This window comes from Paucibacter sp. B51, assembly GCF_027863535.1.
Classification (GTDB): domain Bacteria; phylum Pseudomonadota; class Gammaproteobacteria; order Burkholderiales; family Burkholderiaceae_C; genus Paucibacter_A; species Paucibacter_A aquatilis.
Map to the genome: position 1 here is coordinate 3,875,896 of NZ_JAPIVN010000001.1, position 12,739 is coordinate 3,888,634.

At 69.9% G+C, this 12,739-nt stretch carries 9 protein-coding genes; all 9 read right to left on the reverse strand.

Annotated elements, in window-relative coordinates; all coding sequences use genetic code 11:
- Positions 1–9: 9 nt before the first annotated feature.
- Entirely contained in the window at positions 10–741 is a 732-nt protein-coding gene (tagF, locus tag OOB33_RS16440; protein WP_271009462.1) for a type VI secretion system-associated protein TagF, read from the reverse strand.
- Positions 738–4,256, reverse strand: coding sequence for a type VI secretion system membrane subunit TssM (gene tssM, locus OOB33_RS16445; RefSeq protein WP_271009463.1), 3,519 nt, complete (start codon positions 4,254–4,256; stop codon positions 738–740). The genes tagF and tssM overlap by 4 nt, the downstream gene beginning before the upstream one ends.
- 91 nt (positions 4,257–4,347) lie before the next feature.
- On the reverse strand, positions 4,348–5,709 hold the full coding sequence (locus OOB33_RS16450) for a DotU family type VI secretion system protein (protein WP_271009464.1): 1,362 nt from the start codon (positions 5,707–5,709) through the stop codon (positions 4,348–4,350).
- Positions 5,710–5,718: 9 nt separating this feature from the next.
- The gene (gene tssK, locus OOB33_RS16455; protein WP_271009465.1) at positions 5,719–7,056 is read right to left on the reverse strand and encodes a type VI secretion system baseplate subunit TssK; all 1,338 of its coding nucleotides are present in this window, start codon (positions 7,054–7,056) and stop codon (positions 5,719–5,721) included.
- 72 nt (positions 7,057–7,128) lie between these two features.
- On the reverse strand, positions 7,129–7,515 hold the full coding sequence (locus OOB33_RS16460) for a DUF4280 domain-containing protein (protein WP_102766667.1): 387 nt from the start codon (positions 7,513–7,515) through the stop codon (positions 7,129–7,131).
- Positions 7,516–7,539: 24 nt separating this feature from the next.
- Positions 7,540–8,298, reverse strand: a complete 759-nt coding sequence (locus OOB33_RS16465; RefSeq protein ID WP_271009466.1) for a PP2C family protein-serine/threonine phosphatase — start codon at positions 8,296–8,298, stop codon at positions 7,540–7,542.
- Entirely contained in the window at positions 8,295–10,067 is a 1,773-nt protein-coding gene (gene tagH / locus OOB33_RS16470; RefSeq protein WP_271009467.1) for a type VI secretion system-associated FHA domain protein TagH, read from the reverse strand. The genes OOB33_RS16465 and tagH overlap by 4 nt, the downstream gene beginning before the upstream one ends.
- 63 nt (positions 10,068–10,130) lie before the next feature.
- The gene (locus OOB33_RS16475; RefSeq protein WP_271009468.1) at positions 10,131–10,949 is read right to left on the reverse strand and encodes a hypothetical protein; all 819 of its coding nucleotides are present in this window, start codon (positions 10,947–10,949) and stop codon (positions 10,131–10,133) included.
- Positions 10,949–12,739, reverse strand: a complete 1,791-nt coding sequence (locus tag OOB33_RS16480) for a hypothetical protein (RefSeq protein ID WP_271009469.1) — start codon at positions 12,737–12,739, stop codon at positions 10,949–10,951. The genes OOB33_RS16475 and OOB33_RS16480 overlap by 1 nt, the downstream gene beginning before the upstream one ends.

A 12,739-nucleotide genomic window follows, 5' to 3' on the forward strand; every position in this document is an offset into this window, starting at 1 on the left:
CCGCTCGGTTCATTCACCTCCAAGCAGCGCCGATGCGCGCTGGGGCATGCCGGCGCACACGCGCCAGCGCGCGGCCTGCCCGGCCGGCTGCGCGCGCCAGTAGGAGCGCGGGGCCTGGCTGGAAGAGGCCAGGTCTTGGGCCCAAAGCCGCAGGCCTGCGTCCAGCACCGGATCGCTTGAAGCCAGGTCGGGCGTGGCTGCGACATCCAGCCATTGCCCCGGCGAGACCGCGGCCCCAGGCGCATCGCCTGGATCGCTCCACAAGGCATCGGGCCAGGCCGAGCTTCGCAGGGCGGCCTCCAGCTCGGCCTCGACCTGCTCGACCACCCAGTCCTGCTCCAGGGCGTCGGCCGCGCAGGCGTCCAGCGCCTGCAGGCGAGCCTGCACCGCCCGCCACGCGGCCAGGCTTCGCGGCAAGGCCGGCAAGGACTGCAGGACCAGAAAAGGAAAGTAGCGACCGACCCGATCCACCGAGGGCATGAGGCAGCCCATCCATGCCTGATGCTCCAGCTCGCCCGGCAGGCAGGCCGGGCTCAGCAGAAACTGCCAGCTGGGACTGACCAGGTAGGCGTCCAGCCAGTTGCTGCCCCGCAGGCGATGCTGGGTTTGCAAATCCAGCAGGCCCTCGGCCAGCCAGGCGTCCCACCAGGCCAGCAGGTCGGGCCCCATGCGACGAGAGGCAAAGTCGCCCAGGGCCGGCAGCTTGCCATACCAGCCCGGCAGGGTGTCACGCCGGTTCACAGCGCCGCCGGGCAACGGAATTGCTTGATTTCCCGCAGCTGGAAGGGGTTGAAGACGCTGGCGGCAATGACATCGAGCTTGGCTTTGCGCCCATCGATCACCACCGGCACGCTGAAGCGCTCGGGCACGTTGGAGGGCTCGATGCCGAAGCGATCGAACAGGCGGAACAAGCCCCAGGGCCCTTCAAACAACATGGGCGCGGCCGCGCCCGGGGCGCCGCTGCTGAGCTTGATCTGCGCTGCCACGCGGCTGCTGGGCCAGTTCAGGGTGATGGAGGCACCCCCGGCGCTGAGCTTGTGGATCTGGCCGTCGTTGTCGATCACCAACTCCTTCAGGGCCGGGTCGATCTCGGACAGGCGCAGCTCGATCTTCAGGCCCGCTTGCTTGCCCCCGCTGCGGAAGAACACCTCACGGATGCGGCTGGCGCGCTGGAACTCGGCCAGGGCTGCGGCGGCCACCGGCTTGCTGCCGTCTCCCAAAGGCTTGTAGCTCCAGCTGGGGGTCGTGGTGTCGACCAGGGTGGCCAGGCGGCGCTGGAAGAACTCGTCCATCAGACCGGCCGCGCCGAAGAACTGACCGAAGTCCTCCGGCAGCACATCGGCCCGCGATCCGCTGGCGAAGGGGTAGCGCCCATTGATGGCGCGGGCGCAGAACTCGGAGATGGGTTTGAGCTCGGCCGACAGGCCTTGGATCTCGGCCCCGCGGCTCTGGTTGGCGCCGGCATCGGCCAGCTGCTCCAGCATGGAGCGGATGGGCTCGGGCTGCTGCCCGGCCATGGTCTTGATGCGCTCCGCTCCGCCGCCCGGCGGAGGCGGCGACTTGCTCTTTTGCGCCGCGTCGACCGCGCTCAGCTGGGTGTAGAGCTCGTTGAACATCTTGAGCGTGTCATCGATGGGCGCGGGCTGGCCGCTGATCTGGCGATGGATGCCCGCGAAATGGTCGTCCACCATGCGCTCCAGCGGCCCTGCCCCGCCGGCGGCGTCGGCAGGCGCGGCGCCGGCCAGGGCGGCCGCATCGCTCTTGGCCTGATTGGCCAGCTTGTCCAGCGCATTGCCGCCACCAGCGGGCGGCACCAGGCGGGTCTCGGCGCTGACGCCACGCAAATAGGCGGCCAGGGGCGAATCGACGGCCGACAGGATGCGCGCCACGGCAATGCTGCGCTCCAGCCCGGCCAGCTTGACCAGGCGCACATCGGCCAGGAAACGGTCCCAGGTCTTGATGTAGTCCTCGAAGTAGAGGCGGCGCACCTTGTCGCTGAGTTGCGTGCCCACGGCCAGGTCCTTGAGTCGCGCCGGGTCGCTCTTGATGCCCAGCACCCAGGGCTCTTCCTGCGCCAGGCGCAGGGCGGATTTCTGCACCTGCGACTTCACCAGCTTCTCGTAGCCTTGCTTGGTGTACAGGCCCGAGATGCCCTTGGTCAGCGGCTCGCCGCTGGCGCGCACAAAGACCTGCGCGGCATTGGGGCCAGCCGCAGCGGCCACGGTGAACTCCGGCACATCGCCGGCGCGGTACTGGCGCTTGATGCGGCTGTAGACGCGGTACTCCAGCGGATAGGCCGCCAGCATCTCGCGCACGCCGGCGACCAGGCTCTCGTCCATGGCCACCGATGGCCGCACGGGGCCGCGCGAGAGCAAGGCCTCGAGATGGGCATCCAGCAGCTGGCGCTGGGCCGGGTCCATGCGGCCGTAGTTCTGGTCCCAGTCCACACCGATCCAGGCCTTGAGACTGGCAGCGTCCAGCTGCTCGGCTTGGTAGAGCATCAGGTAGTTCTTGAGCGCCTCGTAGGCCTGCTCCAGGTTGTCACGCGAGGCGGTGCGCAAGCGCTCCTCCAGACGGCGTGCCAGGCGCGGCATCAGCTGCTGTTCGAGCAAGCGGCCATAGGCCTGCTGCGCGCCGGCGTCGAGCTTGTCGCCCTGGTACAGGCCCAGGCCTTGCAGCAGCGGTGGGTTCTTCAGGTCGAAGGCCTCGCTGTGCGCCGCATCGCGCACCTGGGCCAGCACCTCGGGCAAGGCGCTGACATCGGCATTGTTGGCGGCCGGCAGCGCATCCACCGCCGCTTGCAGCGCCGGCAGACGCGATTGCACCAGCTCGGCATGGTCCAGATTGCGCGATCGGCTGATCGCCCAGCCGAGCAGCAGGCTCACGCTGAACAAGCCGATGGCGGCGAAAGCCACGCCGCGCAGCAAACGGCGCCGGGCTGTGGCTGCCTGGCTGACTGCGCCGAGCCCGCGTTCGGCGAACACCACATCGCGCAGCAAACGGTTCAGGAAAAAGCTCTTGCCCTTGGCGCCAGCCGGCGCGGCAGCGCGCGCGTCGAAACCAAACGAGCGGCCGAGCGCGCCCATGACACGCGCAATCGGCGAGCCCTCTTGCGTGCCGCTGGTGAAATAGACCCCGCGCAGCCGCGGCGTTTGCTCCAGCTGCCCACCGCCGGCCAGCACCTGGTTCAGGAACTCGGCCAGCAGCGGCTGCAGGCTCGCAAACTCCTGCGGGAATGCCAGCATGGCCTGGCGGCGGCTCAGATCGCGCTCGGCCTCCAGCCGACCCAGCAGCTGGGCCACCAGGCGCTGCTGCAGCTCGCCGTAGAAGCGAGCGAAATCGGCCAGCGGATCGCCGGACGGCATTTCCTCATGCGCAAAGGTGAAGCCCCAGACCTGGTCGCGCTCTTCCTTGCCCAGGCCCTCGAAGCTCTCGTTGAATCCGCCGATCAGGTCGGCCTTGGTCACCAGCACATAGACGGGGGCGCGCACGCCGAGCTTGCTGTGCAGCTCCTGCAGACGCGCGCGCAGCTGGGCCGCGTGCTGCTTGCGCTCGACCGCACCCTGCTGCAGCAGGTCCTGCACATTGACCGTCAGCAACACGCCGTTGATGGGCTGGCGCGGGCGGGTCTTCTTGAGCAGCGAGAGGAAGTTGTCCCAGGCGCTGGCGTCCACCTCCCGGTCGCTCTCCTGCGTGGCATAGCGGCCGGCGGTGTCGATCAAGACGGCGTCCTGGGTGAACCACCACTCGCAGTTGCGCGTGCCGCCCACCCCTTTGACGGCCGCGCTCTGGCCCTCCTTGCCTTCGCGCAAAAGGAACTGCAAGCCGGCATTCATCAAGGCCGTGGTCTTGCCCGAGCCCGGCGCGCCGACGAACACATACCAGGGCAGCTCGTACAAATACTGCTCGCCCGACCACCAGCTGCGCTTGGATGCGGCCCTCAGCCGTTGGCCTGCCTCGGCAAAGCGCTGGGCCATCAGCTGCGCTTCCTTGTCAGCGGCCGAGGGGCCGGCGCCCAGGCCGGCCAGCAAGGCGGCATTGGTCTTGCGGCGCTGGTGGGCCTTCCAGAGCAGGCGCGCGCCCCAGCACAGCCAGATCAGCAGCAGCAGGCCGGCACGCGGCAGCCAGCCGCCCAGCGGCGTGGCGCCGGCGATGGCGATCAAGGGGCCCAGCCACCAGATCACGGCCGACAGCAGCAAGAGGGCCAGCGTGCCCATCACGGCGGGGCTCAGGAGCCATTGCAGAAATCGCTTCATGGGTAACTTTCTTGCCGCATCCGGCGCGGGGCTGGATCGGCGATGCAATTCTTGGAAGTTCGAGTTCGAGTCATGTCGGAGCCTGGGCGCCTCAGGACTGCGCCGCCACCGTCAGCACGATGTCGACCCGGCGGTTGCGCGCGCGGCCCTCGGCGCTGGCGTTGTCGGCCACCGGTTCGCTGTCGGCGCGGCCTTCGGCGCCGAGGCGGCTGGCTTCGACCGTCTGGGCCAGCAGCTGACGCACGCTTTGCGCCCGCGCCAGCGACAAATGCCAGTTCGAGGGGAAACGCAGCGAGCGGATGGCCTGGTTGTCGGAGTGGCCCACCACGGCCACGCGGCCCGGCACCTGCTGCAGGGCCGCGGCAATGCGGCCGAACAAAGGCGTGGCCCGGGCGGCCACATCGGCGCTGCCGGGCTCGAACATGGTGTCGCCCAGGACGGTCACCACCGATCGATCGGCCTCGTCGCGCACCTGCACCGCACCAGCCTCGATGTCGCTGCGCAGCAGCTGGGCCAGGCGCGGCGGCACGGCCACGGGCGCAATCGCGGCCGCGGGCTTGGCCTCGGCCTTGGCATGAAGCGCTTGCAGCGCCATGAAGGACGCATCGGTTTGTGCGCCCAGGGTCAGGCGCAGGAGCAGCAAGATCAGCAGCAGGCCAAAGGCGCTCAGCGCCGCCACCAGCCAGGGCGAGATGCCATCGCGCAGCCGCGCCGGCGCCTGCTGCACGCCTTGCCAATGCGGCGACAGCGTCGGCTCCACCGGCCCGCTCAGCTGGCGCAGCACCTGGGCCAGGCGTTCGCGGATGGCATTCAGCTGGGCGCGGCCGTTGTCCAGCACCTTGTAGCGCCCTTCAAAACCCAAGGACAGGGTCAGGTACATCAGCTCCAGCAGATTGCGGTGCTGGGCCGGGCTTTCCATCAAACGCGCGAGCAGCTGGAAGACCTTCTCGCCGCCCCAGCTCTCGTTGTGGAACTGCACCAGCAGGCTTTGCGAAGCCCAGGCGCCGGCGCTGCCCCAGGGCGTGCTCGACGCGGATTCATCCAGGAGGGTGCACAGCACATAGCGCCCGGCCACCAGCTGCTCATTGGGCAGCTGCTGTTGCTGGGCGCTGAGCTCGAACTGGCGAATCGCCTCCACCAGACTGGCCCGCAGCGCTTGCGGGTTGGGATGGCGCGGCATGGCGCGCAAGCGTGGCGCCGCCGACAGCAAGGGCGCGGCCGCATGAACCAGTGGATTCAGGCTGGCCTGGGCGCCCAGCTCGGGCAGCGGCGCGGAAGCCGGGCCGTCGGCGCGCGCGGCGGCCGTCTGGGTGGGCGAACTGCCAGCCTCAGCGGCACGATCCGCACCCGCCGGCGCGGCCGATGCGCCAGCACGGGCACGCCCGGCACTGGGCTTGATGATGGTGCGCTCGGACTCGAACGCGGCAAAGGGGTCGTTCTCGTTCTCGCTCATGACAGGTCCTCAACTCCGGATGGCCCAGAACTCCAGGCTCAGCCCCGGGAAGTCGCCGGCAATGTGCATGGCCAGGCCGCCCGAAGTCTCGAGCTGTTTCCAGAGCTCGTTGCCCCGGGTTTCCAGCTCGAAATAGGTGTAGCCCGCGTTGTAGGGGATCTGGCGCGGTGCCACCGGCATGGGCCGCAGCATCACACCGGGCAGCTGCAGATTGACCAGGTCACGGATGCGCTCGGCCGGGCCGATCTTGATCTGGGCCGGGAAGCGCGAACGCAAGGCCTCGCCTGGCATCTGCGCATTGACGGCCAGCACGAAGCTGGCCGTGCGCTGCAACTCCAGATCGGGGATCAGGGCGACGCGAATGCCGAACTTGCGGTCTTGCAGCTCGATCGGGATGGCGGTCTGCTCCAGCACCATGGACAGGGACTGGCGCAGGTCCGTCATCACCGCGCGAAAACAGCTGGCCAGGTCCTCGTGCCGGTAGGCCGGATAGGCCAGAGGCCGGCGTTGCTCGCGGAAGGTCGACAGATCGCCGGCCAGCTCCAAGCACTGGGCATACAGGCGCTCGGGGTGCAGCACCGGCAGGCGCTGCAAATGGGTGAAGACGGTCTGCTGGCGGTTGACGGTCTGCAGCAGCAGAAAGTCAGCGATCTCACCGACGCCGGCCCGGCCCGGCTGGGCCAGGCGGGTGGCCAGTGCCTCACCGCGCTGGTGCAGCATGCCCTGTACCTCGCGCAGATGGCTGTCCAGCACGGCATGGGCCGGCGCATGCAGCATGGGCGCGACGTACTGGCTGTCCAGCACCACGCGGCCATCGGCGCGGCGTTCGATGATGCGCGTCAGGCCCAGCACCGCATAACCCTCTCCCGCATCGCGCTCCAGCATCAGGCGCAAGTTCAGGCGGCCGATCTGCAGCGGCGCCTCGCGCAGGCTGGCCGCGTGGATGTCGGCGGCATCGAGATCGAGGGCGCGAAAGCGTGGCGGCATGGCGCCATCGGCCGCTTCCACATCGCTCTCGGCCACACCCGGGCGCGACAGCGGCAGGGCCAGCACCAGCACCTGGTCGCGCACATCGGCCGGCACCTCGTAGGCCAGGGGTGCCGGGTCATCGCCAGGGATGTCAAACACCAGGCCGTCCGGCAAGATGCCCCGCGCGCTGGGCAGGGCCACCCGCCCCTGCAGCAAGGCCGCTTCGTCGATCTGCAAGCGGCTGAAGCCCCAGGCCCAGGGCAAGGCGGCCTGGATGCGGCCGTCGATCTGCCTGGCCACGTAGCGGTCCTGCTGCTGGAAATGCTGTGGCTGGAGGAACATGCCCTCCGTCCACATCACCTTGTTATGCCATGTCATAGATTTCTCGTTCCTGAAAATGGGGCGGTCTCGGTCCGGGCTGCGGGCGGTCGGCCCCTCAGCCGAAGGGACTCAGGGAATCATCTCGTTGGTCTGGCCCGGGCTGACAAAGCTGATGACGCCGCCGTAGTTGCACATCAGCTTGCAAGTGTTGTCGAGCCCAGGTTGTTGCAGCACCAGCACCGTCGGCGCACCCGGGGTCCAGGGCGCCGTCGTGTTGGGGATGCAAGGCATGGGCGTCAGCGCGCCCAGGGCCGCCGCGGTGGCCGAGGCCACCGACGGATTGCCTATGCTCTGGCACATGCCGAAGGCGGGGATGTTGAGCATGGGGACGTGGTCCATGATGTTGCCGGCCATCATGTTGTTGGTCATCACCGTCTTCGGCGTGGCGTTGAACACCGCGGGCGCCACGCCCATGGAGCACATCATCTGGGCGCCGGTACACACGTGCATGGGCATGGTGGCTGCTCCTTGGTCGCAGGTTCAGGCCGCGCCGACCCAGACGGTCAGTGCGGTGAAGTTGTCATGGCTGTTCTTGTGCGCGGTGCGCCGGCGCACCTCGGCGGCCAGGGTGTCCAGCCAGGCCTGCTGCGAGGGCGCTGCGGCCAGGCTGCGTTCGAGGACCTCGGCGTCCAGATACTCCCACAGCCCATCGGTGCACAGCAGGAACACATCGCCGGGCTGAGCCGCTTGCATGCCATCGCCACAGCTGACCTCGAGGTCCTCATCGGGCAGGCCCATGGCCGAGCGCAGCTCGCTGCGCTTGGGGTGGCTGTTCATCTGCGCCTCGTCGAGCAGACCGGCATCCACCAGGGTCTGCACCAGACTGTGATCCTGGGTGCGCTGCAGCAGGCGCGCGGCACGGAACCAGTACAGGCGTGAATCACCGACATGGGCCCAGTGCACCTGGCCGCTGGTCAGGTCCAGCACCAGGCTCACCGCCGTGCTGTGCATGTCCTCGCGCTCGGTGCCGGGCTCGCGCTCGGCGCGCAGCTGCTGGTTGGTCGAGCGCAGCAGCTCGCCCAGGGCGGCGCCGTTCTGAGACGGCTGGCGCGCGAAATGGCTGACCACGCCCTGCACCACCAGCTTGGAGGCCACATCGCCGCCGCCATGCCCGCCCGCGCCATCGGCCAGCACGCAGCAGAGCTGGCGCTCGGACTGCCAGTGCCCGCAGGCGTCCTCGTTGTAGTTGCGCCCGCCTCGGTCCGACAAGAGGGCAATTTCGACATGCAGCGGCATCATGGGCGCTCACGCTCCGCGGCCAGGCGGTCCAGCTGTTCTTCGTAGGCATCGAGAAAGGCCTGGCCAAACAGGTCCTCGAAATCGTCCTGCGCCTCACTCGAGAGCTGGCTGAACAGCTCCTCGAAGGTGTCCCAGAGCCGCGCCTTGCGCAGCGAGGGCAGCAGCGCGCTCAGGGCCGAGCGTTGGGTCAGGTCCGCCTCCAGCCGCACCGGGTCGAAGCGCAGCAGCACGCTGTCCAGGGCCGAGCGCATGCCGGCCATCACCGCCAGCTGGTGGGCGCGCAGATCGTTGAAGGCATCGCGCATGGCCGGCTGGGCCGGCATGAAGCCCGGCAGCGCCGGCGACAGCAGGTACTGCATGGCCACCTCGGCCGAGGGCGAGAACTTGAGCGGGTTGTTCTCCTTGGCCACGATCATGGTCATCTCGGCGCGCATCTCGCGCTTGAGCGCGGCACGCGCAACCAGCAGTTCCACGGCGCCGCGGGTCGATTCCCGCAAGAGGCTGCCGATCAGGCGCATCAGGTCTGGCGTCAGGGCCTCAAGGCGCAGGCCCGGCGTGGCCAGACCTTCCAGCAAGGCGGCCAGCAAGGCGCCCTCCCCGGCCGCGGCCGTGGGGCTTGCCGTGGCCGTGGACGCAGGATGGGGGCCCGCAGGCGGCACTCCAGCTGGAGCGGCAGCCAGTGCTGGCGCCGCAGGCGAACGATCGAGGGTGGACGGCCACGGCGTGGCCAAGGGATCTGGCACCGGCGCGCCCTGCACCCGCTCCTGGCGATCGCCCGGCCCGCGCGCCAGAAAACCGGGCACCGTGGTGGGCATCGGGTCCTTGATCTCGTCCCAGGAGAACACCGCGCCGGGCGGCAGGGCCGGCGCCGCGGGGCTGGCTGCAGGGCTGGCAGCGGGAGTAGGAACCGGCTTGGCCGCCTCGGCGCGCACACGCGGCATGGCGGCATTGAGTTCGGAGCCATGGTCGGCCAAGCTGGGCCCGGACCGGGCGGGCGCTGCGCCACCGGGCTGGAGCAGTGGGTCGATGCTCGAAGGCGCGGGCGCCAGCAAATGGGCAAAGGGGTCGGCGCCGCCGGCACCCGTACCCGCACTGGCCCCGGCTGCGCCCACCCCGCCCAGGCCGAACAAGGCGTCCAGCGAGCTCTCGCTGCCACCGCCCAGCAAACCAGCCAGGCCGGCCGATCCGGCAGCCGCTGCGGGGAATGAGGGGGCCGCGCTCGTTGAGGCCGCGCCGGCCTTGGACGGGCTCAGGTCGGCAAACGGGTCCCAGTCCTCGGGGATCATGGCTGCGCCTGCGCCGCCGTGGGCGGCCGGCGCCGCCACCGGGGGCCGCGATGCCGGCAAGGGCGAGATGGGCGGCGAAGCGGCAGCGGCTGGGGCGGTCACGCCCGGCGCCGCCAGGCCGCCGCTGATGTCGCCGAACAGATCGGCAAAGGGGTCCGCGCTGGCCGCGGCCTTGTGCTCCTCGCTCACGCTCAAGAGGTAGCCACCGATCTGCAGTTGATCGCCCGCCTGGAGCAGCTGCTCCGCTTGCGGCGCCAAGGTCTGGCCGTTGTAGAGCACCGGATTGCTGCCGTTGTCGGCCACCACATAACGCCCGGCGCGGAAACTGATGCGGGCATGCTGGCGCGAAATGCTGCGCTCCGGGTCGGGCAACACCAACTGGTTGCCCTCGGCCCGGCCGATGCTGCCGCCCAGCTCGTCAAAGCTGGCGCTCAAGCCCTGCATGGGCTCGCCGTTGAAACTGAGCACGGTCAGGCGGATCATGCCCGGACCTCCATCTCGCGGCCGGTGGGCGTCAGCAAGCGGCCAGGCGTCTGTGTGTGGTGATCAGCGCAAGACATAAAACTCTCCCTCGATGGCCGAGACGCGAAGCGGCCAATGCAGCATGCAAGCAGCGCCCGAGGCCGTGCGGCCGGGGCTGCGAAGAAACGGTAGGCCATCGGCCCCCAGGCATTCCAGCAGCCGCCCCCCGGCCACCGATCTGAGCTTGAGATTGCCGAGGCTGGGCAGCACGGGCTTCAACGCCTGAGCGGCATGTTGACTCTGGACCTGGGCGCGCAGCCGTGCCACTTCGCTGCCCAGCTCGCGCTGGTAGGCCTGGGCCAGTTCCTCCAGACGCAGTCGCGACGCGCGAATCAGCGGCTCGGCATCACCCTTGGCCAGGCCCAGGGCCAAGCCCATGACATGGTCGACCAGACCGGCTCTCACACTCGGATTGAGGCTCTGAACCGGCGCATCCAGCCACCGCCAGCGCGGGAAGCTGATCGGCAGCTCGAAGCGCTGTTGCAAGCGTGTGGGCGAGCGGTAGACCTCGGCTTCCGCCGGTGCCCAGTCCAGGGCCGCCAGGGTGCGTGCATGGCTGGGGTGGGCCAGCGCACCCATGCGCGGCAGCAGCAGACACAGGCGTGCGCCCAGGTGGCCATCGGACAAGGCCGGCTCCGCCTCGGCCTCGCTGCCCTCCGCCAGGACCGGCGCAGGGTTGATGACCAGCTCCAGCTGATTGGCACCGGCCAGCGCGTACTCATGCACCGGCAGATTCAGCACCGTGCTTTGCTGGCCGTCCACACGGCCCAGCGGCACCCCGTTGAACCAGGCTTCGGCGCTGCAGCCCAGCGCTTCCAGTCGGAGGACGAGCAGGCGTTCCATCAGGCCATGCTCCAGTCCAGCAGTGGCAAGGCGGGCAGCAGCTGCAAGGTTTGCTGGCAGGGCCCCATCAGCGGGTCCTGGGTCAGCAGCTCCAGCGACACCGCCTCCAGCTGCAGCTTGGCATACCACTCCCAGCCGCTGCCCACCTTGCTGTTGGGCCGCAAGCCCAGCTCGCCAAGCAGGGCGGCCTGCGGCGCCGACACCGGCTGCAAGAGCGCGCCGGTCTCCGAGGCCAGTGGGTCCAGGCTCAGGCTGAGCGGCAGGCGCCAGCGGCTGACCGTTTGCGCCATCAGCGCCGGCATTGGCTCGCCGGCCTGGCTGCGATTGAGTTGCGCCTGCAGCTCGGCGCGGCCGGCGCAGCGCAGGCTCAGCCGGCTGCGGGCGTCTCCCAGCTGCAGCTCGGCACTGAACTCCAGATCGGCCAGACAGGCCTCAAGCTGCAGCTGGGCCTGCAGGCCCATCCAGGCGGAAGCCGCCAGGCCCTCGGCGCCCAGGCGCCAGCCCCAGCTGAACGCGGCCGAGCCGCGCAGCAGGCCCAGGCAGCCCTCCAGCTTGGGCTGCTGCAGCGCGGGCACCTGGGCCCAGGCTTCGGCCAGGCGCCACAGGGCTTGGGCGCAGGCGGCGTCCAGGCCTTGGTCCAGCTGTATCTGCAAAGCCTGGGCGTCCTGCGCTTCGCCGTCGCGCTCGACACGGCAACGGCTGAGCGACTGCCGGCGGGCCTGGTGGCTGGGCGTGATGAGCTCGCGCTGGTCCATGGCCAGGCGCGGACGCTGAATCTCGACCCACCACTGCGCCGCTGGCCAGGCTTGGATCAGGCCATGCAGCGAACCCAGGGCCTCGCCCTGGTCACGCAGGCCGCAGACCTGCAGCTCCAGCTTGTAATACTCGGGCGAGCTTTCTTCCGCCACCAGACAACCCGGCCCGCTGGCCCGGCTGCTGGGCGCGCGGGCGACCATGGGCCAATTCAGGGCCCGGGTTTCGTAGCCCTGCCAGCGTTGGCGGTCTTGCGGGCCGGTGACGCTCAGGGCCGGATGGTGACCGCCGTTGCAGCTGGCATGGCTGCGGGCGCGCAGCTGCAGCCGGCAGGGCTCGCCCTGGCCCGCCACCGGGGCCAGCACGCTGATCAGGGCCGGCAGCGGGTGCTGGCTGTCGATGCGCAGCGGCGCCGGCTCCGGTCGCTGCAGTCGCTGCCAGCCGCCGGCCTGCCAGTGGTAATCCTGGGCCACAGGCGCCGGGCGCTCGCCGCCCTCGGCGACTCCGGCAGGCAGGACACGCAGCTCCACGGCCTCCAGATCACAGGCGACGCGCGGCAGGGGCGGCGCGGCGGCGACCCGGGCCAGGCCGGCGCGCGGCTCGGCCGCCCAGGCCTCGATGGCATCGAGCAAGCGTGCGTCGGCCGCACGCAGGCTGGCGGCATCGACCTTGGCGCCGGCCATGCCCCGCAACTCGGTGAGCGAGCGCTGCAGCAGCTGATGCAGGCTGGCCCATTCCGCCAGCGCCGGCCGCTCGCTGGCATCGCTCAGATGCTGCGCGGCCCAGGCGTATTCGGGGCGCTCCTGGAAGCTGGGCCCCCAGACAAAGCAGAGGTTGACGTAACGCCCCACGCTGGCGGGCTGGCGCAAGCCCAGCTTGCGGGCCTGTTCCACCGCCAGCTGGACAAAGGTGTGGTAACGCTCGGCCAGCAAGGCTTCCATGGCCGGCCACTGCGCGGCCAGATGCGCGGCCAGGCGGGGCACAAAATCGTGCCACGCCACCGTGCCCTGGGCTTCTGAGGAAAGCTGTGCCTGCAT

What these genes read in the sequence shown, in the direction of transcription:
- tssM (WP_271009463.1), bottom strand. Translation starts at nt 4,256, where the DNA reads ATGAAGCGATTTCTGCAATGGCTCCTGAGCCCCGCCGTGATGGGCACG.
- OOB33_RS16450 (WP_271009464.1), bottom strand. Translation starts at nt 5,709, where the DNA reads ATGAGCGAGAACGAGAACGACCCCTTTGCCGCGTTCGAGTCCGAGCGC.
- tssK (WP_271009465.1), bottom strand. Translation starts at nt 7,056, where the DNA reads ATGACATGGCATAACAAGGTGATGTGGACGGAGGGCATGTTCCTCCAG.
- OOB33_RS16460 (WP_102766667.1), bottom strand. Translation starts at nt 7,515, where the DNA reads ATGCCCATGCACGTGTGTACCGGCGCCCAGATGATGTGCTCCATGGGC.
- OOB33_RS16465 (WP_271009466.1), bottom strand. Translation starts at nt 8,298, where the DNA reads ATGATGCCGCTGCATGTCGAAATTGCCCTCTTGTCGGACCGAGGCGGG.
- tagH (WP_271009467.1), bottom strand. Translation starts at nt 10,067, where the DNA reads ATGATCCGCCTGACCGTGCTCAGTTTCAACGGCGAGCCCATGCAGGGC.
- OOB33_RS16475 (WP_271009468.1), bottom strand. Translation starts at nt 10,949, where the DNA reads ATGGAACGCCTGCTCGTCCTCCGACTGGAAGCGCTGGGCTGCAGCGCC.
- OOB33_RS16480 (WP_271009469.1), bottom strand. Translation starts at nt 12,739, where the DNA reads ATGCAGGCACAGCTTTCCTCAGAAGCCCAGGGCACGGTGGCGTGGCAC.